23 protein-coding genes are annotated in these 21,677 nt (G+C 57.5%); 17 read left to right on the forward strand and 6 right to left on the reverse strand.

Annotation, left to right across the window (positions count from 1 at the left end; genetic code table 11):
* Window positions 1–97: 97 nt before the first annotated feature.
* Complete coding sequence (locus O5O48_RS13500; protein WP_269687283.1) at window positions 98–1,528, reverse strand: aldehyde dehydrogenase family protein; 1,431 nt, start codon at window positions 1,526–1,528, stop codon at window positions 98–100.
* Between the two features lie 230 nt (window positions 1,529–1,758).
* Here O5O48_RS13500 and iscR point away from each other — a divergent pair, with 230 nt between their 5' ends.
* The 10 genes from iscR to O5O48_RS13550 all read left to right on the forward strand — a co-directional run bounded on the left by iscR (window position 1,759) and on the right by O5O48_RS13550 (window position 10,073).
* Window positions 1,759–2,241, forward strand: coding sequence for a Fe-S cluster assembly transcriptional regulator IscR (iscR, locus tag O5O48_RS13505; RefSeq protein ID WP_228247157.1), 483 nt, complete (start codon window positions 1,759–1,761; stop codon window positions 2,239–2,241).
* Between the two features lie 107 nt (window positions 2,242–2,348).
* Entirely contained in the window at window positions 2,349–3,785 is a 1,437-nt protein-coding gene (gene sufB, locus O5O48_RS13510; RefSeq protein WP_228247156.1) for a Fe-S cluster assembly protein SufB, read from the forward strand.
* A gap of 52 nt (window positions 3,786–3,837) precedes the next feature.
* Entirely contained in the window at window positions 3,838–4,587 is a 750-nt protein-coding gene (sufC, locus tag O5O48_RS13515; protein WP_269687284.1) for a Fe-S cluster assembly ATPase SufC, read from the forward strand.
* Between the two features lie 3 nt (window positions 4,588–4,590).
* On the forward strand, window positions 4,591–5,898 hold the full coding sequence (gene sufD / locus O5O48_RS13520) for a Fe-S cluster assembly protein SufD (RefSeq protein ID WP_269687285.1): 1,308 nt from the start codon (window positions 4,591–4,593) through the stop codon (window positions 5,896–5,898).
* Window positions 5,891–7,132 carry an aminotransferase class V-fold PLP-dependent enzyme gene (locus O5O48_RS13525; protein WP_269687286.1) on the forward strand — a complete coding sequence of 414 codons (1,242 nt, stop codon included), beginning with the start codon at window positions 5,891–5,893 and terminating at the stop codon, window positions 7,130–7,132. The genes sufD and O5O48_RS13525 overlap by 8 nt, the downstream gene beginning before the upstream one ends.
* An 11-nt stretch (window positions 7,133–7,143) precedes the next feature.
* The gene (locus O5O48_RS13530) at window positions 7,144–7,500 is read left to right on the forward strand and encodes a HesB/IscA family protein (RefSeq protein ID WP_088274333.1); all 357 of its coding nucleotides are present in this window, start codon (window positions 7,144–7,146) and stop codon (window positions 7,498–7,500) included.
* Between the two features lie 56 nt (window positions 7,501–7,556).
* Entirely contained in the window at window positions 7,557–8,090 is a 534-nt protein-coding gene (gene sufT, locus O5O48_RS13535; RefSeq protein ID WP_200818408.1) for a putative Fe-S cluster assembly protein SufT, read from the forward strand.
* A gap of 12 nt (window positions 8,091–8,102) precedes the next feature.
* Complete coding sequence (locus O5O48_RS13540; RefSeq protein WP_228247153.1) at window positions 8,103–8,516, forward strand: SufE family protein; 414 nt, start codon at window positions 8,103–8,105, stop codon at window positions 8,514–8,516.
* Between the two features lie 127 nt (window positions 8,517–8,643).
* The gene (locus tag O5O48_RS13545; RefSeq protein ID WP_233049737.1) at window positions 8,644–9,648 is read left to right on the forward strand and encodes a GGDEF domain-containing protein; all 1,005 of its coding nucleotides are present in this window, start codon (window positions 8,644–8,646) and stop codon (window positions 9,646–9,648) included.
* Between the two features lie 71 nt (window positions 9,649–9,719).
* Complete coding sequence (locus O5O48_RS13550) at window positions 9,720–10,073, forward strand: YkvA family protein (protein WP_228247151.1); 354 nt, start codon at window positions 9,720–9,722, stop codon at window positions 10,071–10,073.
* 4 nt (window positions 10,074–10,077) lie between these two features.
* Here O5O48_RS13550 and O5O48_RS13555 read toward each other — a convergent pair whose 3' ends face one another.
* Window positions 10,078–10,497 (reverse strand): DUF411 domain-containing protein, encoded by a 420-nt coding sequence (locus O5O48_RS13555; protein WP_269687287.1) that lies wholly within the window; start codon window positions 10,495–10,497, stop codon window positions 10,078–10,080.
* 315 nt (window positions 10,498–10,812) lie between these two features.
* Here O5O48_RS13555 and O5O48_RS13560 point away from each other — a divergent pair, with 315 nt between their 5' ends.
* Window positions 10,813–11,835: an ABC transporter substrate-binding protein gene (locus O5O48_RS13560; protein ID WP_233049735.1), complete on the forward strand. Its 1,023-nt coding sequence runs from the start codon at window positions 10,813–10,815 to the stop codon at window positions 11,833–11,835.
* Here O5O48_RS13560 and O5O48_RS13565 read toward each other — a convergent pair whose 3' ends face one another.
* On the reverse strand, window positions 11,836–11,994 hold the full coding sequence (locus O5O48_RS13565) for a YqaE/Pmp3 family membrane protein (RefSeq protein ID WP_088274141.1): 159 nt from the start codon (window positions 11,992–11,994) through the stop codon (window positions 11,836–11,838).
* A gap of 273 nt (window positions 11,995–12,267) precedes the next feature.
* A complete protein-coding gene (ppsR, locus tag O5O48_RS13570; RefSeq protein ID WP_088274142.1) occupies window positions 12,268–13,086 on the reverse strand; it encodes a posphoenolpyruvate synthetase regulatory kinase/phosphorylase PpsR in 819 nt (272 codons plus the stop codon).
* Between the two features lie 157 nt (window positions 13,087–13,243).
* On the opposite strand from ppsR, the gene ppsA reads away from it, so the two are divergent.
* The 6 genes from ppsA to O5O48_RS13600 all read left to right on the forward strand — a co-directional run bounded on the left by ppsA (window position 13,244) and on the right by O5O48_RS13600 (window position 19,014).
* Entirely contained in the window at window positions 13,244–15,613 is a 2,370-nt protein-coding gene (gene ppsA, locus O5O48_RS13575) for a phosphoenolpyruvate synthase (protein ID WP_228247519.1), read from the forward strand.
* Between the two features lie 32 nt (window positions 15,614–15,645).
* Window positions 15,646–16,134, forward strand: coding sequence for a ribonuclease E activity regulator RraA (gene rraA / locus O5O48_RS13580; protein WP_104738534.1), 489 nt, complete (start codon window positions 15,646–15,648; stop codon window positions 16,132–16,134).
* Window positions 16,135–16,243: 109 nt separating this feature from the next.
* The gene (locus O5O48_RS13585; protein ID WP_228247521.1) at window positions 16,244–16,498 is read left to right on the forward strand and encodes a hypothetical protein; all 255 of its coding nucleotides are present in this window, start codon (window positions 16,244–16,246) and stop codon (window positions 16,496–16,498) included.
* A 16-nt stretch (window positions 16,499–16,514) separates the two neighbouring features.
* Entirely contained in the window at window positions 16,515–17,336 is an 822-nt protein-coding gene (locus O5O48_RS13590) for a mechanosensitive ion channel family protein (protein WP_228247522.1), read from the forward strand.
* A gap of 34 nt (window positions 17,337–17,370) precedes the next feature.
* Window positions 17,371–17,955, forward strand: a complete 585-nt coding sequence (gene sigX / locus O5O48_RS13595; protein ID WP_228247523.1) for an RNA polymerase sigma factor SigX — start codon at window positions 17,371–17,373, stop codon at window positions 17,953–17,955.
* Window positions 17,956–18,045: 90 nt separating this feature from the next.
* On the forward strand, window positions 18,046–19,014 hold the full coding sequence (locus O5O48_RS13600; RefSeq protein ID WP_088274148.1) for an OmpA family protein: 969 nt from the start codon (window positions 18,046–18,048) through the stop codon (window positions 19,012–19,014).
* 59 nt (window positions 19,015–19,073) lie between these two features.
* Here O5O48_RS13600 and O5O48_RS13605 read toward each other — a convergent pair whose 3' ends face one another.
* Together O5O48_RS13605 and O5O48_RS13610 are read right to left on the reverse strand one after the other, a co-directional pair.
* Window positions 19,074–19,535 carry an acyl-CoA thioesterase gene (locus O5O48_RS13605; protein WP_233049733.1) on the reverse strand — a complete coding sequence of 154 codons (462 nt, stop codon included), beginning with the start codon at window positions 19,533–19,535 and terminating at the stop codon, window positions 19,074–19,076.
* Between the two features lie 145 nt (window positions 19,536–19,680).
* Window positions 19,681–21,279 carry an isocitrate lyase gene (locus O5O48_RS13610; protein WP_228247525.1) on the reverse strand — a complete coding sequence of 533 codons (1,599 nt, stop codon included), beginning with the start codon at window positions 21,277–21,279 and terminating at the stop codon, window positions 19,681–19,683.
* Between the last annotated feature and the right edge of the window lie 398 nt (window positions 21,280–21,677).

Raw genomic sequence — 21,677 nt, forward strand, 5'->3', positions numbered from 1 at the left:
TGTCACAGCGGGGTGTTTGCGCCCCGCTGTGATGCAGGAAATAAAAAACCCCTCTGCCCTGGTGGGCGGAGGGGTTTTTGTTTTCGGCCCGGGAATATCAGGCCTGGTGGTAACCGAAGATCGATTTCACTTCAAGGAAGTCCTCGAAACCGTAATGGCCCCATTCACGGCCGTTACCCGACTCCTTGTAGCCACCGAACGGGGCACGCGGGTCAAGCTGGGCACCATTGAGGTGGACCATGCCGGTACGGATGCGGCGGGCAACCTTGCGAGCCCGGTCCAGATCGCCGGAAGACACATAGCCGGACAGACCGTAGCGGGTGTCGTTGGCAATGCGTACTGCATCGTCTTCGTCTTCGTAGCCGATGATCGACAGCACCGGACCGAAGATCTCTTCGCGGGCGATGGTCATTTCGTTGTTTACATGGCTGAAGATGGTCGGCTTGACGTAGTAACCCTTATCCAGACCTTCCGGACGGCCCGGGCCGCCAGCGATGACCTTGGCACCTTCTTCTATGCCGGCAGTGATCAGGTCCTGAATCTTGGTCCACTGGGCCTTGGATACAACCGGGCCGATGACGGTGTCTTCAGCGTTCGGGTCGCCGGCCTTGACCTTGGCGACAACGGCCTGGGCAATGGCTGCGACCTCATCCATGCGGCTATTGGGTACCAGCATGCGCGTGGGTGCGTTGCAGGACTGGCCACTGTTGTTCATGCAGGACATGACACCGTGGGCGACCATCTTCTCGAAATTGATGTCGTCGAGCAGGATGTTGGCCGACTTGCCGCCCAGCTCCAGCGCGACTCGCTTGATGGTTTGTGCGCCGTTGGTCATGACCTGGCGGCCTGCCGCAGTGGAGCCGGTGAATGACATCATGTCGATATCCGGGTGAGCCGACATGGCCGCGCCGACGGTCGGGCCGTCACCGTTGACCAGGTTGAATACGCCCGCCGGTACGCCGGCTTCGTCCAGGATCTCGGCAAGGACCAGTGCCGACAGCGGCGCAATCTCGGAAGGCTTGAGCACCATGGTGCAGCCGGTAGCCAGCGCCGGTGCGACCTTGCAGGTCAGTTGGTTCATCGGCCAGTTCCAGGGGGTGATCAGGCCGCAGACACCGATCGGCTCCTTGGTTACCAGGGTAGTGCCAATGGTTTCTTCGAATTCGAATTCCTTGAGTGCGGCAAGCGCGGTAACAAAGTGGCCCAGCCCTGAGGGAGCCTGCGCAACCTTGGCCAGCTTGGCCGGCGCGCCCATTTCCTGGGAGATGGCAGTGGCAACATCACCCATGCGCTTCTTGAAAACCTCGATGACGCGCTCGAGCAGGGCAATGCGCTCTTCGCGAGTAGTCTGGGAGTAGCTTTCAAATGCGGCCTTGGCGGCAGCAACGGCGAGATCCACGTCTTCCTTATTGCCGAGGGCGATAGTGGCAACGGCTTCTTCGGTGGCGGGGTTGATGACGTCCAGGGTTTGAGTGCCTTTGGGCGCAACCCAGTTGCCGTTGATGTAGAACTGCTGGTAATGGCTCATTCTGCATGGCTCCTTGTTATTGGTGTAGTGCATAAACATCGCACCATAGCATTGTCGCTGGCGGCGCTTCAGCAGATTTCTTGTGAAGCAGTGTAAGTGACGCCGTGTTGTCGTCTTTCGATACAGAACGCATCCCTTTATAATGCGGCGGCTTATACCTGTCGAATACTTGACTGAATTGCTTGGATATTGCATAGTGGCGCGGTGAATTCATCCGCTCGAGAGCGTCTATGCGATTGACCACCAAAGGTCGTTACGCCGTCACAGCCATGCTGGATCTGGCGTTACACGAGGACCAGGGGCCCATCACGCTGGCAGACATTTCCATGCGTCAGGGCGTCTCCATCTCCTACCTTGAACAGCTGTTTGCCAAGTTGCGTCGTGGCAAGCTGGTCGAGAGTGTTCGTGGCCCCGGCGGCGGTTACCGACTGGCGGGTGGGGCTGCAGCCATCAGTGTTGCGCAGATTGTCGAGGCCGTGAACGACTCGATGGATGCCACCCGTTGCCTTGGAAAGGGCGACTGTCAGGATGGCGCAGTGTGTCTGACGCATCATCTCTGGTCCGATCTGAGTGCAAGGCTGCGACAGTTTCTGGACGAGATCAGTCTGGCAGATCTGGTGTCACGCGAAGACATCCAGCGCGTCAGTTCGCGCCAGGATCATTGTGTATCCAAAGTACGCAGCACAGTCAGCGCGCTTGAGCGCATTATCTAAAGAGTCACAGAACTCTCCATGCACGCAGCGCCCGCGGGCGGATGCGTGCCTGAATCAAGAAGTAGCGGCCTCGCTTCTGGCGCAGGTTGCAAGATTGAGGTGATACCGTGACTGAAGAAGTCGAAAGCCTGATCAGGAAGGACTACGCGGCGGGGTTCCATTCGTCCATCGAGTCCGAAACCCTGCCTCCTGGACTGAATGAAGACGTTATCCGGTTCATTTCTGCCAAGAAAGGCGAGCCTGAGTGGCTGCTCGAATGGCGGCTCAAGGCGTTCCGCTCCTGGCAGGAGATGGAAGAGCCAACCTGGGCCCATGTGCATTACCCGGAAATCGACTTCCAGGCGGTCTCCTACTATTCCGCGCCCAAGAGCATGGACAGCAAGCCCAAGAGTCTCGATGAAGTAGACCCGGAGCTGCTGGCCACCTACGAAAAGCTGGGTATTCCACTGCACGAGCAGGAGATGCTGGCGGGTGTTGCCGTTGACGCAGTCTTTGACTCGGTTTCGGTCGTTACCACCTTCCGGGAGAAGCTACTGGAAGCGGGCGTTATTTTCTGCCCGATCAGCGAGGCAGTGCACAAGTACCCGGAGCTGATCAAGCAGTATCTGGGCAGCGTCGTGCCGCAGAAGGACAACTTCTACGCTGCGCTGAACTCAGCCGTATTCTCCGACGGTTCCTTCGTCTATATCCCCAAGGGCGTTCGCTGCCCGATGGAGCTGTCGACCTATTTCCGCATCAATGAGATGAACACCGGGCAGTTCGAGCGCACCCTTATCGTTGCGGATGAGGGCTCCTACGTCAGCTACCTGGAAGGCTGTACCGCGCCGATGCGTGACGAGAACCAGCTGCACGCGGCGGTTGTCGAGCTGGTTGCGCTGGATAACGCGCAGATCAAGTACTCCACCGTTCAGAACTGGTATCCGGGTAACGCAGAAGGCAAGGGCGGGATCTACAACTTCGTGACCAAGCGGGGCGTGGCCCACACCAACGCGAAGATTTCCTGGACTCAGGTTGAAACCGGCTCTGCCGTCACCTGGAAGTACCCCAGCTGCATCCTCAAGGGCGACAACAGCGTTGGCGAATTCTACTCGGTAGCCCTGACCAACAATTTCCAGCAGGCCGATACCGGTACCAAGATGATCCATCTTGGCAAGAACACCCGCTCGACGATTGTTGCCAAAGGTATTTCTGCCGGCCGCAGCGACAGTGCCTATCGCGGCCTGGTGCGTATTAACCCGGGTGCTGATGGTGCGCGAAATTATACCCAGTGTGACTCGCTGCTGATTGGTGATCGCTGCGGCGCGCATACCTTCCCGTATATCGAAAGCAAGAACCCAAGCGCCGTTGTGGAGCACGAGGCAACAACCTCAAAGGTCAGCGATGACCAGTTGTTCCTGTGCCAGCAGCGTGGCCTCGATGCCGAAAAGGCGGTCTCGATGATCGTCAACGGCTTCTGCCGCGAGGTGTTCAAGGAGCTGCCCATGGAGTTTGCGGTGGAAGCCGGCAAGCTGCTTGAAGTCAGTCTCGAAGGTTCTGTGGGTTGATCGCCGGCTGGCGCAGCTCGAAACGGTTAAAGTAATTTATCAGGCATAAATGATGCTAAATATCAAAGACTTGCACGCGAAAGTTGAAGAGAAGGATATCCTTAAAGGGCTGTCCATCGAGGTCAAACCGGGCGAAGTTCACGCCATCATGGGGCCCAACGGTTCGGGCAAGAGCACTATGGGCAACGTGCTTTCCGGCCGGCCCGGTTACGAAGCCACAGCCGGCAGCGTGACCTTCAAGGGGCACGACCTGCTGGAAATGGAAACCGAAGAGCGTGCACGCGAAGGCCTGTTCCTGGCGTTCCAGTATCCGGTGGAGATCCCCGGCGTCAGCAACATGGAATTTCTCAAGGCGGCTGTTGATGCCAAGCGCAAGCATCAGGGGCGGGACGAAATCTCCTCGGTCGACTTCCTCAAGCTGGCTCGCGAGACATGCAAGCGCGTCAACCTCGACGCCAGCTTCCTCAAGCGCGGTGTGAACGAAGGGTTCTCCGGCGGTGAGAAGAAGCGCAACGAGATAATGCAGATGATGCTGCTGGAGCCGGATCTGTGCATTCTCGACGAGACCGACTCCGGTCTGGATATCGATGCTCTGCAGGTGGTTGCCGACGGTGTCAACGCGATGCGTGACGGCAAGCGCAGCTTCCTGGTGGTAACCCATTATCAGCGTCTGCTCGACTACATCGTGCCGGATTACGTGCACGTCCTGGCCGGCGGTCGTATCGTTAAATCCGGCGACAAGAGTCTGGCTCTGGAACTGGAAGCCAAGGGTTACGGTTGGCTCGAAAACGAGGTGGTCTGACCCATGACTGATTTTCAACAGACAGCCTTGGAGCTTGCCGCCGAGCAGCAGACGCCGGCATGGCTCGCAGCGCTGCGCCAGCAGGGTGCCAGCACCTGGGCAGCTGCAGCCTGGCCTGGCCGCAAGACCGAACACTGGAAGTACATTTCTCTGGCTCCGCTGCAGCAATGCGAACAGCTTGGTTGGAGCAGTGAGTCTGATGATGTCGCGCTGGACGCCGTAGAGCAGATCGAGCTGGACGCTATCCGTCTGGTGTTTGTCAACGGTCGCTTCAACGCCGCGCGCTCCAGTGCCTTGCCAGCCGGCGTCGTGCGTTTCGCCGATGCCAATACCGAACAGCAGGCATTGATTCAGCAGCATCTGGGCAAGGTCGTCGACAGCGAGCGTCATCTGTTTGCCGCCCTGAGTAATGCCTGGGCTGCAGATGGCGTGCTGCTGCACGTTGCTCGGGGTCACAAGCTGGAAAAGCCGGTCTATATCGTCAACGTCTCCACTGCGCAGGCGAATCCGGTCGCGGCCAGCCAGCGCGTGCTGGTGGTGCTGGAAGACAATGCCGAGGCCGAGCTGATCGAACATTACGCTTCCGATAGCGTCAGCCAGAACGGCTTCGTCAACAGTCTCACTGAGGTCGTGGTCGGCAATAATGCGCAGGTGCAGCATTACCGCATCAACCTGGAGCAGGAAGATCTGCTGCACGTTGGCGGTGTTCACGTGAACCTGCGGCGCGATGCCCGCTTCCACGGCTTCGCCCTGGCCCAGGGCAGCCGCCTCAAGCGCATTGACTATCAGGTCAACATGCTGGGCGAGGGAGCACATCTGGAGCTGAACGGCGTCTACTTGCCGCGCAACCGCCAGGTGATCGACTATCACACCAATGTTGAGCATTGCGTGCCGCATTGCACCAGCAATGAGGTATTCCGCGGGATTATTGGTGACTCGGCCAAGGCGGTATTCAATGGCCGGATTCATATTCATCCGCAGGCGCAGAAAACGCTGGCCGAACTGAGTAACAAGAACCTGCTCACGTCCCGCACGGCCGAGATCAATACCAAGCCCGAGCTGGAAATCTACGCCGACGACGTACGTTGCGCCCACGGCGCGACCATCAGTCAGCTGGACGAAACCTCGCTTTATTACCTGCAGAGCCGCGGCGTAACCAAGGCGGATGCCATCACCATGCTGAGCTTTGGCTTTATCAATGAGCTGCTAAACCAGGTGCCGGAGCAGGCGGTGCAGGATTATCTGCGTCCGCGTCTGGTGTCGCTGTTCGGCCAGCCAAGCGAGATGGTAGGGCAGATCGGTTATGAATGACCTGGCCAAACCGTTGCCGTTCGACGCCGAGCGCGTGCGTGCCGACTTTCCGATCCTGAATCAGGAGGTCAACGGCCACCCGCTGGTGTATCTCGATAACGCCGCGACCACGCAGAAGCCGCGCGCGGTGATTCAGGCGCTGGTCGACTACTACGAGCAGGACAACAGCAACGTTCATCGCGGTGCTCACGCGCTGGCAGATCGGGCGACACAGAAGTTCGAGGCCGCACGGGCCAAGGTTGCCGCGTTTATCAACGCACCCGAGGCGCGCCAGGTAATCTGGACCCGAGGCACCACCGAGAGCATCAATCTGGTGGCGTCCAGTTGGGGGCGGGGCAATTTGCAGGCCGGTGACCGCGTGCTGGTGTCGGCGATGGAGCACCACTCCAATATCGTGCCCTGGCAGCTTATAGCGGCGGAGAAGGGTGCCAGCGTTGAGCCGATTCCGGTGGATGCTGACGGCACGCTGGATATGGCAGCGCTGGAGTCGATGCTGGATGAGCGTGTCAGGCTGGTTGCCTGTGGCCATGTGTCCAACGCCCTCGGCACTGTTAACCCGGTTGCCGATATAGTGCGTCTGGCCCATGCTGCCGGCGCGCTGGTGCTGATTGACGGGGCGCAAGCCGTCAGTCACTGGCCAGTCGATGTGCAGGCGCTGGATTGTGATTTTTATGTTTTCTCCGCGCACAAACTGTTCGGCCCGACCGGTCTGGGTGTGCTGTACGGCAAGCGTGCGTTGCTCGAAGCCATGCCGCCTTACCAGGGCGGCGGTGAAATGATCGAAACCGTCAGCTTTGCCGGCACTACCTTCAACCAGCTTCCCTACAAGTTTGAAGCGGGTACCCCGGATATTGCCGGCGTGATCGCTTTTGGCGCGGCGATCGACTACCTCAATGAGCTTGATCGTGTCGGCGCCGCCGCCCACGAGCAGGCGCTGCTGACCTATGCCGAAGAGCGTGCACGGGCAACGCCCGGTATTCGCCTGGTTGGCACCTCCGCGCACAAGACCAGCGTCATGAGCTTTCTGCTGGAGGGCGCGCACCCCAATGACGTGGGTATGTTGCTGGATCAGCAGGGCGTTGCGGTGCGAACCGGCAATCATTGCGCGCAGCCGATCATGGAGCAGTTTGGTATTCCGGGTACTGTGCGGGCCAGCTTGGCGTTCTACAACACCAGAGCCGATGTGGACCGGTTGTTCGAGGCGCTGGAAAAAGTACGGCAGTTTCTGATTTAGGAGTGCTGCAGATGAGCGTTGAATCCTTTGATCCCAAACAACAGGCGGTGACCGTTACCCCGGCTGCGCTGGCGCATTTTCGTAGGCAACTGAACGGGCAGCAGGGCAAGGCGGTGCGTCTGAGCGTGAAGAAGAGCGGCTGCACCGGCTTTATGTATGCCATTGATCTGGTGGAGCAGGGGCGCGATAGCGATTTGCACTACCAGCTTGATGATCAGGTCGAGTTGCTGGTCGACAGTGACAGTATCCAGGTGCTGTCGGGCACCGAGATTGATCTGGTGCGCGAGGGCATCAACCAACAGATCAAGTTCATCAATCCGAACGTCAAGGACGAGTGTGGCTGTGGCGAAAGCTTCAGCGTTAACTGATCTCGCTCCTGTCTACCGCGCGCCCGGTTGGGCGCGTTTATTTTTGAGGAAACCCGATGGAACGTCGCATGGTGGTAGCCCGGGCCGATTGCCCGGCACGCCGAGTTCCCGATGGAACACCCCTGACCATCCCGAAAGACACCTTCGTAACCATTACCCAGGCGCTGGGCGGCAATTACACAGTGACCTACAACGGTCAGATGGTCCGGGTCGATGGTACTGATGCCGAGGCGTTGGGTCTTGAACCCGAGCTGCTGTCGTTCCCCGAGCCGACCGACGACCAGATCCGCGAAGAGCAGGTCTGGGAGGCCCTTAAAACCGTTTATGATCCGGAGATTCCGGTTGATCTGGTCAATCTCGGCCTGATCTACAACGTTGCTATTGACCAGTCCGAGCACAAGGTGACCATTCAGATGACCCTGACTGCCCCCGGCTGCGGTATGGGGCCGGTGCTGGTTGGCGATGTTGAATACAGGGTAAAGCGGGTGCCCAATGTCGAGCACGTCAAGGTTGACCTGGTGTTCGATCCGCCTTGGCAACGGCACATGATGAGCGAAGAGGCACAGCTCGAAACCGGCATGTTTTTCTGAGGACGGCAACACATGAGTCGATTTGGTACGGAAATCACCAGTGAAGATATCGTTGATACTCTGTCGTTCTTCGATAGCTGGGAAGACCGCTACAAGTACATCATTGATCTGGGCAAGGAATTGCCGGAGCTTGATGCAAGCCAGCGAACCGATGAAAACCTGGTGCGCGGCTGCCAGAGTCAGGTCTGGCTGGTCGGCCACCGCGATGGTGACAGGCTGTATTTCGATGCCGATAGTGATGCCTTTATCGTCAAGGGGCTGCTTGCTGTTGTTCTGGCGGCCTACAATGGCAAGCGGGCAGAAGAGATCAGAGCATTCGATATCGAGGATTACTTCTCACGGCTCAACCTGCTCAAGCACCTGAGCGTCACTCGTGGTAACGGCCTGCGGGCCATGGTACAGCGTATTCAGGCTGCGGCGGCCTAACGGCTGCCGCATCTGATTTCGCAGCAGTTGTACTGAACAGTGGTAGCAGTTATGGTCACATTCTGACTTTCTGAGCGCGCTGCCTGGTGCGCCAGCAAACAACAATAACAACGCAAGAGCATTCTGAATGAGCGCCTTCTGGTCCAGACTGAAGGATGACTTTCAGCTGTCGATCATTACGCTGGTCGGGAGTCTCGCCGTATTGGGCGTGACACCGTACGCGGTGTATCGGCTTGGCCAGCGCAACTGGCTGGTCGGCTTTACCGACAGTTTCCTCGTGGTGGGCACTGTGCTCGCCGTATCCTATGCCTGGCGTACCGGCAATACCGTTCGTCCCGGGCAGTTTCTCGCCGCAATCTACTCCATCGGAGCCTTTCTGGTCAGCATCAAGCTGGGTACCAACGGCCTGTTCTGGATGTATGTGCTAATCCTGTTCAATTTCTTTGTGGTGCCGCCGCGTCAGAGTGTAATGGTGACGCAGGTAACCCTGCTTGCGGTTTGTCTGTATGGCTGGCTGAATCCGCAAGAGGTATTTGCCAGCCATTACCAGATGGGTTCGTTTATTGTCACCTATGAACTATCCAGCATATTTGCGTTTGTGTTCGCGTCTCGTGGTCGCGCTCAGCGGCGTGAGCTTTCGCAGCTTGCGACTGAGGATCCGTTGACTGGCATCGGCAACCGGCGAACCATGAACAAGGAGCTGGATATCGCTGTTGCCGACAGCAGGCGATACGACATACGTTTTGGTCTGCTGGTGCTCGATCTTGATCATTTCAAGCAGATAAACGACCAGTTTGGACATGCTGTCGGCGATGATGTGCTGGTGCGTTTCGTGCAACTGGTCGACGCGGCCTGCCGCCCATCTGATCGCCTGTTCCGGCTGGGTGGTGAGGAGTTTGTCTTGCTGGTTCCCAATGTTACCCGTGAAGGCCTTAATGGCGTTGCAACCAAGATTCAGCAGTGCGTCCGCGAGGTTTTGAGGCGGCCGGACGGGCAGGCTGTGACTGTTTCCATTGGCGGTTGCATGCTCAATGGTCACCCGGAGCGCGAGTCCTGGCTGCATGAGGCTGATGCGTGTCTTTACGCCGCAAAGGACGCAGGGCGTGATCAGATCGTGATCGCAGCGCCTTGAGTGTCGCCCGGTTGCAGTGCTCCTCCTGTCTCTCTACTATCGACTGACATGCTCTGTCTGGAGGTATCTCCATGAGAACAACGTATTCTGATGGCGCCTTTTGGCGCAAGCTCGCATCCCATGCCCGGTTGGCCGGGCGTGAGGTAGTCGAAAAGGCGCTGTGCCTCTACTACGCGGCGCGCCGTCCTGAAACGCCAGCCTGGGCCAAGGCGGTCATTGTCAGTTGTCTGGCGTACTTTATCGCGCCTCTGGACGCGATTCCTGATTTCACCCCGTTGCTGGGCTTTACCGACGATCTGGGTATGTTTGCCAGTGCGTTGGCAATGGTTGCAATGTATATAGACGGTGACGTCAGAACAGCAGCGCGTCGAAGGGCCGACAGCTGGTTCGGCCCTTTTATCGAAGAGGTCGACGAGGCGCGCTAGCTGCCTAGTGCTGGCTATATACCCGTTGGCTGCCGTCAGCCTCGACGGCAATGACCTGGTAGGCCTGGTGGTGCTCGCCCATTTCCATTCCGGGCGAGCCGATCGGCATGCCCGGTACGGCAAGGCCCTTTATGGTGCTGTCATCTTCAAGAGCCAGAATGTCGCTGGCCGGGACATGCCCTTCAATGAAGACGCCCTTGTAAATCGCCGTATGGCACGAGCGCAGGGCCGGGTCGACTCCCAGGCTCTGTTTCATCGCAACGACCTCAGAGGTGACGTGGTCGTTGACCTCAAGGCCATTTTCCTCAAGATGTTCGATCCAGGCGTGGCAGCAGCCGCATGAGGGATCGCGGTATACATCGATATCGGCAGCCTGAGACAGGCTGCTCACCAGCAGCAGACCGCCAGCGATCAGGTTTTTCATTCTCTTGCTCTCCTCGGATATCCGACTTCCGGCGCTGCATCAGGCCGGGCGCTCTGATACCATGCGCGCCGTCAGGTTCAGACCGCTGAGACTAGCGGGTTAGTCGGCGAGTGTCATCCGCAAGCCTTGGTCAAGCAGGTATATGGTCGTTGCATGATGTTTCCTCTTTTTCCTGGTGTCTTTCGTTGTCAGCATTCTCCAAGGCGAAGTCGTCTGGGGGCGCTGTACCTGCTGCTTGTCTGTCTGTTCGCAACTCCCGCTTCGGCAATGCAGGTGGTGTTTATCAGTCCGGGCAAATCCAATGAGCCATTCTGGATGGATGCGATCGAAGGTCTGCAGCACGCGGCAACGAGTCTGGGGGTTGAGCTGGAGGTTCTGCACGCCGAACGCGACCACCTGGCCCAGCTCAGTTTGGCCAGGGATGTGTCCCGGCGGCCGTCAGGCCAGCGCCCGGACTACCTGCTGGTGTCGGCGGAAAAGCAGGTCCTGCCGGGGCAGTTGCAGATCGCCGAGCAAGCGGGCATCCGGGTATTTGCTGCGTATAACGGTGTGCTGGAGAGCGAACGTGAAATGCTTGGCTATCCCCGCGATCGGCTGAAGCACTGGCTAGGCAGCCTGGTGCCTGATGCAGAGGAAGCCGGCTACCTCAGTGCCAGATCCTTGATCCTGCAGGGGTTGCAGCAGTTTCCGGCGAGCAGGTCGCAGCGGTTGGAGATGATTGCCATATCGGGTGACAAGTCGACTGACAGCTCTCGCCGGCGGACTCGTGGAATGCAGAGAGCGGTCGCCGAGTTTGCCGAGGTTCGCTTGCGTCAGAATGTCTACGGTGAATGGCGACGGGACAATGCCCGTTATCAGACCCCCATTTTGCTTGAGCGCTATCCGCAAACGCGACTGGTATGGACCGGTAATGATCTTATGGCCTACGGCGCTATTGAAGGTGCACGCAGTCTCGGTCGTACGGTCGGGCGTGATCTTGTGGTGTCGACTGTCAACATGACTGAGCAGGCAACCCGAGCATTGCTTGATGGCGAGGTGCAGGTCGTGGTCGGCGGCCATCATCTTGCCGCAGCCTGGGCGCTGGTAGTGTTGTACGACTACGAAAATGGTGTGGATTTTGCCGACAGCGAAGGCCTGGAGATGGAAAAGAGCATGTTTGCTCTGTTCGATCGGTCAATGGCTGAGGATTACCTGGGCTATCTTGCGGCCGGTCGGCCTGCGGTGAATTATCGCCGGTTCAGCAAGGTGCTCAATCCGGCAGTCAAGAGCTATGACTTCTCGATTCGCGGCTGGCTGGCAGCCGCGAACGAGGCCGTGCTTGATGCTGGCGGACGCTAATCAGCGTTTGGCGATAATCCAGACTGCGTGAACGATGCCGGGAATGTAACCGAGCAGGGTGAGCAGGATGTTAAGCCAAAAGGCGCCACCGAAACCCACCTGCAAAAACACGCCCAGCGGTGGCAGCAAAATGGCGATCAGTACGCGAATCAGATCCATGTGTTGGTTCCTTGTGTCCGGAAGTTTCATGCATTGTGACCCGCAGTACCATTGATCGTTCAGTTGCTGCTGATATCCAAACGCTTCCCGGTAATGTCTGTCGCAGCTGGCTACCGCCAGAATGCCCTGGAATGAGGGGGGCGCCGTCTCTGGCTGGCGATCCGGCTGGGCAGCTGGCAGAGCCTGGCTCTTGCGTTCGGTAGCAACAGAAAAGGCCATCCGGTGCCCGCGATAGCCTTCTTTTAATCTAATTAGATCAACAGGTTGGAAGCCTTACTTAAGACGGCGCTCAATGCCCATCTGCATCAGGATCTTCGCTGAAATCTCTTCTACCGAGTAGTGCGTTGAGTTAAGGAAGGGAATGTTCTCCTTGCGGAACAGGTTCTCCACTTCCCGTACTTCAAATTCGCACTGCGGGTAGCTGGAATAGCGGCTGTTGGGGCGGCGTTCGTTGCGGATGCTGGCCAGACGGTCTGGGTCGATGGTCAGGCCGAACAGCTTGCTCTTGTTCTGCTTGAGCGCCTTGGGCAGCTGCAGGCGCTCCATGTCGTCCTCAGTCAGGGGGTAGTTGGCGGCGCGAATACCGTATTGCAACGCCATGTACAGACAGCTTGGCGTCTTGCCGCAGCGGGAGACACCAACCAGGATGATATCGGCCTGGGCGTAGTGGTGTGTGCGCGCACCATCGTCGTTGTCCATGGCGAAGTGCACCGCGTCAATACGGTCTTTGTAATGGCTGTTGTGCTGGATCGAGTGGGTCTTGCCTACCGAGTAGGACGAGCCGTCACCCAGTTCCTGTTCCAGCGGCGCCAGGAAGGTCGAGAAAATATCGATCATGTAGCCATTGGATTTGGCCAGCTCCTGACGAATCTCGCTGTTGACCACGGTATCGAAAATGATCGGCCGCGCTGCATCTTTCTCGGCAGCAGCATTGATTTGTTGTACCATGTCACGCGCTTTTTCCACGGTATCGACGTACGGGCGCAGCAGCTTGGTGAACTGGATGTTCTCGAACTGTGCCAGCAGGCTTTGACCAAGCGTCTCGGCGGTGATGCCGGTACCATCAGAAATGAAAAAAGCGGTGCGTTTCATTCACGAAGCCTTAAGATGTCGTGTCTCGGTTACCGGGTAGCCCGCATATATGTCGGAGCAGCCCCCAAAGATCGGCATTGTGGCGCATTTGCAGCGGGCAGACCAGTATGCTCCCGCCGCCGCACAGACTTATTAATAGATTGACGGAGAGATCACCTTGTTAGAGTACGTAGTGTCCTTCGAGCAGCTGGGTGTCAATGACGTCGAGCGCGTTGGCGGCAAGAACGCCTCCCTTGGCGAAATGATCAGCAATCTGGCCAACGCCGGCGTGACGGTTCCCGGTGGCTTTGCAACCACTGCAGATGCGTATCGGGAGTTTCTCGAGCAAAGTGGTCTCAATGATCGCATTCACGCTGCACTGGACAAGCTCGACGTCGATGACGTTAACGCTCTGGCCGAAACCGGTGCGCAGATTCGTCAGTGGGTTATGGACGCCGACTTCCCGCCGGCGCTGGATAAGGCAATTCGCGAAGCCTTTGCCAAACTGTCCGACGGTAACCCCAATCTGGCCGTTGCCGTGCGTTCCTCCGCTACGGCCGAAGATCTGCCCGATGCCTCTTTCGCCGGTCAGCAGGAAACCTTCCTGAACATTCGTGGTGTGGATAACGTCATTCACGCTGCCAAGGAAGTATTTGCCTCCCTGTTCAACGATCGCGCTATCGCCTACCGCGTACACCAGGGCTTCGACCACAAACTGGTTGCCCTGTCAGCGGGTGTGCAGCGCATGGTGCGCTCCGAAACCGGCACTGCCGGTGTGATGTTTACCCTGGATACCGAATCCGGTTTCCGTGACGTCGTGTTTATCACCGGCGCATACGGTCTGGGCGAAACCGTGGTTCAGGGTGCGGTTAACCCTGACGAGTTCTATGTTCACAAGCCCACTCTGGCTGCCGGTCGCCCGTCGATTCTGCGTCGCAATCTGGGCAGCAAAGCGATCAAGATGGTCTACGGCGACGAAGCCAAGGCCGGTCGTTCGGTCAAGACTGTCGACGTTGATCTGGCTGAGCGCAGCCGCTTCTGTCTGTCCGAGGAAGAAGTGGTGAATCTGGCCAAGCAGGCCGTCATTATCGAGCAGCACTACGGTCGTCCGATGGACATCGAGTGGGCCAAAGACGGCGACGACGGCAAGCTCTATATCGTTCAGGCCCGTCCGGAAACCGTTAAGAGCCGCAGCAGCGCCAACGTCATGGAGCGTTACCTGCTGAAAGAGAAGGGCACTGTGCTGGTTGAAGGTCGTGCCATCGGTCAGCGCATTGGTGCCGGCCGCGTGCGCATCGTCAACGACGTTGCCGAGATGGACAAAGTCCAGCCGGGTGACGTTCTGGTCTCCGATATGACCGACCCGGACTGGGAGCCGATCATGAAGCGCGCTAGCGCGATCGTCACCAACCGTGGTGGTCGTACCTGCCACGCGGCGATTATTGCTCGCGAACTGGGTATTCCGGCTGTTGTCGGTTGCGGCAATGCGACCACTGAGCTGAAGGACGGTCAGGAAGTGACTGTTTCCTGCGCCGAGGGCGATACCGGTCTTATCTACGCAGGCCAGCTGTCCTTCGACATCAAGACCAACAGCGTTGATGCGATGCCGCCGCTGCCGTTCAAGATCATGATGAACGTCGGCAACCCCGACCGCGCCTTCGACTTCGCCAACCTGCCCAACGAGGGCGTGGGACTGGCGCGTCTGGAATTCATCATCAACCGCATGATCGGCGTTCACCCCAAGGCACTGTTGAACTTCGACAGCCTGCCGGTTGACGTCAAGGACAGCGTGCAGAAGCGTGTTGCCGGTTACGGTTCGCCGGTCGATTTCTACGTCGACAAGTTGGTTGAAGGCATCAGCACGCTGGCTGCGGCGTTCTGGCCGAAGAAGGTCATCGTGCGCATGTCGGACTTCAAGTCTAACGAATATGCCAACCTGATCGGCGGCAAGCTGTACGAGCCGGAAGAAGAAAACCCGATGCTGGGCTTCCGTGGCGCCTCGCGTTACATCAGTGATTCCTTCCGTGACTGCTTCGAGCTGGAATGCCGTGCAATGAAGCGTGTACGCGACGAAATGGGGTTGACCAACGTCGAGATCATGATTCCGTTCGTGCGTACCGTTGGCGAAGCCAAGCAGGTTGTGGAACTGCTGGGTGAAAACGGCCTGAAACGCGGTGAAAACGGTCTGCGTCTGATCATGATGTGTGAGCTGCCTGCCAACGCGCTGCTGGCCGACGAGTTCCTGGAGCACTTCGACGGATTCTCCATTGGGTCCAACGATCTGACTCAGCTGACTTTGGGTCTGGACCGTGACTCCGGCATCATTGCGCATCTGTTCGATGAGCGTAATGCTGCAGTCAAAAAGCTGCTGAGCTACGCTATCTCGGCCTGCCGTGCTGCCAACAAGTACATCGGTATTTGTGGTCAGGGTCCGTCCGATCATCCGGATCTCGCGCGCTGGCTGATGGAGCAGGGTATCGAGAGCGTGTCTCTGAACCCGGATTCGGTGATGGACACCTGGTTCTTCCTTGCCGAGAATGACAAGTAAGCATCAGTACCTTCAAGTTCAAGGAGAATGCCATGCAGCACTATGTAACGCCGGATCTGTGTGATGCCTATCCCGATGTGGCCGTGGTCGAGCCGATGTTCAGCAACTTCGGTGGCCACGATTCCTTCGGTGGTCAGATCGTCACCGTGAAGTGTCACGAGGACAACTCGATCGTCAAGGAGCAGGTCGATCAGGACGGCACCGGCAAGGTGATGGTGGTTGATGGTGGCGGTTCCATGCGCCGCGCCCTGCTGGGTGACATGCTGGCCGAGAAAGCGGCCAAGAACGGCTGGGAAGGCATTATCGTGTACGGCTGTGTGCGTGACGTTGACGTACTGGCGCAAACGCCGCTTGGAATCCAGGCGCTGGCCAGTCACCCGATGAAGACCGACAAGCGTGGTATCGGCGATCTGAACGTCGTCGTCACCTTTGCTGGCGTGACCTTCCGCCCGGGTGAGTTCGTCTACGCCGATAACAACGGCATCATTGTCTCGCCTGTCGCGTTGACCATGCCCGAGTAACGTCGGCCCTGGTGGTATCGGGCAAGGGGGAGGGTGGCAACACCTCCCCCTTGTTGCATCTGGGGGCCGTATTTCCGTCACGGCTTCATCCCTGCAGGAGAATAGAGTCATGTCCAACGACGATTCGCTTGAAAGCCAGCTGCGCGCAATGATGCGCGACGAAAGCGCCGGCGATGCAGAACGCTCCGACGATCAGCGACTGGATCGGGTTCTGCACCGGGCGCACATTCACGGCGCGGTATTCGACCTGCTTGGACTGGTAGCCCGCTGGGGCTGGGTGCTGACCGAGGGAGGCGCGCGTGGTGTGCGTAACCTCAAGCCCAGTCGTCGCCAAGCTGACAACTCAACCCCTTCCGACCTGTAGTCAAGAGAGCTTAGCCATGGAATTCGATGTCTGGAGTCAAAGCTTCGTTGCGGCCATGACCACGCTGTGGAGCAAGGTTGCCTCGTTTATTCCCGATCTGATTGCGGCGCTGATTATCGTGCTGCTTGGCCTTGTCGTGGCCAAGGTTGTCGACGCGGTGTTGAGCAAAGGACTGGCCAAGGTCGGTCTGGATCGACTGATGAGCGGCACCGGTGTAAACAAGATGCTTGCCCGGGTTGGCATCAACAGTTCGGTGTCCGCGCTTACCGGCAAGATAGCCTATTGGTTCATTCTGCTGACCTTTGTCGTGTCGGCATCGGAGTCGCTCGGTCTTGCGCGGGTGTCTTCTACGTTGGACGCCATCACGCTTTATCTGCCCAAGGTTGTCGGCGCGGCGCTCATTCTGCTTGGTGGTCTGTTGCTCTCCCATCTGGTAAACGGCGTTGTGCGCGGCACGGCCGAAAGCATGGGCATGGAGTATGCGTCCGGGCTTGGTCGCTTTGTCCAAGGGCTGCTGGTCATCATCACGGTATCACTGGCGATCGGTCAGTTGCAGATCGAAACCGCGCTTCTGAATCTGGTGATCGCTATCGTGCTGGTCTGTTTCGGCGGTGCGGCCGCTCTGGCACTCGGGCTGGGCAGTCGTCAGGTGGTCGCTCAGATCATTGCGGGTATCTACGTGCGTGAACTCTATCAGCCGGGTGATCGGATCAAGGTCGCTGGCGTCGAGGGTGTGGTGGAGGAAATAGGCACCGTCAAGACGCAGATTCTCAGTGACGATGGCGAGCTTGTCTCTCTGGCCAATCGCTTGCTGATTGATGAGCCGGTGCGGCGCTGAGCGCCGCTTTAGTCATACGGAAGACATTACTACCTTGGTCAGTCTCAGCCGTCCACGCCGCCACTACAATCCGGCCGACCTCGATGATGAGGAGCTGGTGCTCAGGGCAAAGAGTGAGCTTATTCACACTACGACAGCCTATGAGGAGCTGATGCGGCGCTATCAGCGAACTTTGTTTAATGTTTGTGTTCGGTATTTAGGTAACGAGCGGGACGCGGATGACGTTTGTCAGGAAGTAATGCTGAAGGTTTTGCACGGACTGAAGCAGTTTGAAGGCAAGGCCAAGTTTAAAACATGGCTATATAGCATTACTTATAACGAGTGCATAACGCAGTATCGTAAAGAGAAACGCAAGCGCCGCCTGCTTGATGCACTCAGCCTCGACCCTCAGGAAGAGGCGCAGGAACAGGAGCTGCAGCCGCAGGCTTCAAAGGGGCTGAACAGTCTTCTGGTCCACGTCAATCCCATTGACCGGGAAATTCTGGTGTTGCGCTTTGTAGCGGAGCTGGAATTTCAGGAAATTGCAGACATTATGCACATGGGATTGAGCGCGACTAAAATGCGTTATAAACGCGCGCTGGAAAAACTGCGAAACCAGATTGACAGTCCTTTTATATAGGGCTTGTATAGTTGTTAGCAGGATTCAGTTATACTGTCGCGGAGTTTTGCGCAAGCTTAACGTCTTAATGGATTTGATGGGGATTCAAAGATGAAATTGAAAAACACTGTGGGTCTCGTTGTTGGTGCTGCTATTGCTGCGTCCAGCTTTTCTGCCATGGCTGCCGGCAAAGCCGGGTCGGTCGAGGTTGAAGCCTTTGCTGACCGTTACTTCACCGACAGCATGTATGGTCTGAACGATGGCACCCTGGTGGGTGGCAGCATTGGCTATTTCGTCACCGAGAACGTACTGCTCAACGCTGGTCTGGGTAAGTACCGGAACCTGGAAGTCGATGACGTCGCCAATGAAGATGTCGACGGCAAGCTGGCTCAGATCGAAGCGGTTTACCACTTCGGTACCGGCAATGTCCTCCCCTATATCTCTGCCGGTCTGGCTCACCAGGAGCTCAAGGCTGACAGCGACAACACTGATGATCGCACTACCATGGCCATGGCCGGTGTCGGTATCAAGAACTACCTGAACGAAAACTTCTTCGTCAAGGCTGGCGTTGATGCGCTTTACGGTTTTGACCACGGCAATACCGAATGGCAGGCAGGTGTAGGCCTGGGTATCAACTTCGGTGCCAAGTCCGCACCGGTTGCCGAGCCGGCTCCGGCGCCTGCTCCGGTAGTGGCTCCGGCTCCTGCTCCGGCTCCCGAGATGCAATCTGTTCGTGTTGAGCTCGATGTGCTGTTCGACTTCGACAAGGACACCATCCGTCCTGAATACCGTCAGGATATTCAGAGCCTGGCCGAGTTCATGAAGACCTATCCGTCGGTTACTACTACCGTTGAGGGTCACACTGACTCCGTCGGTAGCGATGCCTACAACCAGAACCTGTCCGAGCGTCGCGCCAATGCGGTCCGCGAAGCACTGATCAGCGAAGGTGTTGATGGCTCTCGCGTCAGCTCTGTCGGTTACGGTGAAGCCCGTCCGATCGCAGACAACAGCACTGACGAAGGTCGTTCGATGAACCGCCGCGTTGAAGCTGAAGTTGAAGCCCAGGTTGAAGTGAAGTAATTCACTTTCCAGGGAACAAAAAACCCGGCCATCGGCCGGGTTTTTTATTGTCTGAAATATCAGGTTTCGCTGCTTTCCGGTTCGATTGAATTGACGCCGGGGAAGCGCAGACGGAAATCTTCCGGCATTGGACGAACCTTGCCGGTCGCAAAATGGAAAAACACAAAACCGGATTTTGCCAGTGCAACGAGTTCGCCGTTGCTGGCCTTGCTGATGCGAAAGATGATGTCGCCGCCGTACTTGTTCAGGTCCATCAGGCCGACTTCAAAAATCAGTGCGTCGCGGGCGAAGGCTTCACGAAGATAGGTGGTGGCAAGGTCGGTAACGATAATGCCAACGCCTTTCTCGCTCACTTCTTCGATACCGAACTGATACAGAAACCGCGCTCTGGCCTCGGAGATCATCGAGATCATCGAATCATTGGCCAGGTGGTTGGCGCCGTTGATGTCGGTGATACGAACTGTGAGCTGCGTGGTGAAGTAAAACTGGTTCTCGGGAAAGTCGAGTTGCAGACGTGCCATAACTGATAAAGCCTTGTTGCGTGAACCATAGGGCAGAAGTGGTGCGCATTCTACCTGAGAGGGTTGCTGCTTGATAGAAAAAAGGGGCTGCCCATGGCAGCCCCTTTCTCACACCGGAGTCTTGCGACTCTGAATCAGTGGCCTATCAGCCGAACTGGTTCATGGTGTTGTCTTTACCGCCGGCTTTCAGAGCAGCTTCACCAGCGAAGTACTCTTTATGGTTGTCGCCGATGTCGGAGCCAGCCATGTTCTGGTGCTTGACGCAGGCGATACCCTGACGGATTTCCTGACGCTGAACGCCCTTGACGTAAGCCAGCATGCCTTCCTTGTCGAAGTAGCCTTTTGCCAGGTTGTCGGTGGACAGCGCAGCAGTGTGGTAAGTCGGCAGGGTGATCAGGTGGTGGAAGATACCTGCTTCACGGGACGCATCGGCCTGGAAGGTACGGATCTTCTCGTCAGCCAGTTGAGCCAGTTCGGTCTCATCGTACTCAACGCTCATCAGCTTGGCGCGGTCGTATGCAGAAACGTCCTTGCCTTCTTCAACCATGGCATCGAATACCTGCTGGCGGAAGTTCAGAGTCCAGTTGAAGGACGGGCTGTTGTTGTAAACCAGCTTGGCGTTCGGTACGACTTCGCGGATACGGTTAACCATTTCGGCGATCTGACCAACGTGCGGCTTCTCGGTTTCGATCCACAGCAGGTCGGCACCGTTTTGCAGGCTGGTGATACAGTCCAGAACAACGCGGTCAACACCGGTGTCCTTGCGGAACTGGAACAGGCCGGAAGCCAGACGCTTGGGCTTGAGCAGTTTGCCATTGGACTTGATTACAACGTCGCCGTTCTGGATGTCGTCAGCGCTGGTGATGTAGTCACCGTCCAGGAAGCTGTTGTACTGGTCGCCCAGGTCGCCCGGCTCGTTGGTGACGGCGATCTGCTTGGTCAGGCCGGCGCCCAGGGAGTCGGTACGGGCAACGATGACACCGTCGTCAACGCCCAGCTCGAGGAAGGCGTAGCGAACAGCGTTGATCTTGGCGAGGAAGTCGGAGTGCGGAACGGTTACTTTGCCGTCCTGGTGACCGCACTGCTTCTCGTCGGAAACCTGGTTTTCGATCTGGATGCAGCAGGCACCAGCTTCGATCATCTTCTTGGCCAGCAGGTAGGTCGCTTCGGCGTTACCGAAACCAGCGTCGATGTCGGCGATGATCGGCACTACGTGAGTTTCGTAGTTGTCGATCTGGGACTGGATTTCAGCAGCCTTGGCCTGGTCGCCAGCTTCGCGAGCAGCGTCCAGAGCGGTGAACAGCAGGTCCAGTTCACGGGCATCAGCTTGACGCAGGAAGGTGTACAGCTCTTCGATCAGAGCGGCAACGGAAGTCTTCTCGTGCATGGACTGGTCAGGCAGCGGGCCGAACTCGGAACGCAGGGCAGCAACCATCCAGCCGGACAGGTACAGGTAGCGCTTGTTGGTGGTCTTCAGGTGCTTCTTGATGGAGATCAGCTTCTGCTGACCGATGAAGCCGTGCCAGCAACCCAGGGACTGGGTGTAGACAGAAGAGTCGGCGTCGTACTCAGCCATGTCTTTGCGCATGATGGCCGCGGTGTACTTGGCGACGTCCAGACCGGTCTTGAAACGGTTCTGCGCGCGCATGCGAGCGACGGACTCAGGGTTGATAGCGCTCCAGCCACTACCTGCTTTTTCTTTCAGCTCGGCAGCTGCTTTGATGTCGTTTTGATAAGCTGACATGGTCAATCCTTCAAAGTTTTCGTTAGGTTCAGCACGATTTGTCGACCCAATGCTCCGCTGCTGCGGTTACGCTCAAAGGACAGTATGAAAAGGAGGAGACTGGCATGGTGCCAAGAGGAGAGGAGGTGACAGTCTTGCGAGCGCTAAGCCATCGATAATGGCGTTTGCCTGCTGGCGTAAACTGTTCAGCTTTAATTGCTTCCCCGTCCCTCAGGACAACTTGGTTCCAGTCGCCACCTCGTCATTCGGCCTTGTGGGCTGTAAAGACACGCATCGAACCGTTGGTATGGGTGCGAAGCGGAGACCTTGAGGTCTCTGGCTAGCGGGAGCGACGCAATGATGGGACTTCGAACCTGATAAGTCAATGCCGTTTGTAGTGATTTTTAATCGGCACTACA

The sequence above is a fragment of the Halopseudomonas sp. MFKK-1 genome, from assembly GCF_027474385.1.
GTDB lineage: Bacteria > Pseudomonadota > Gammaproteobacteria > Pseudomonadales > Pseudomonadaceae > Halopseudomonas > Halopseudomonas aestusnigri.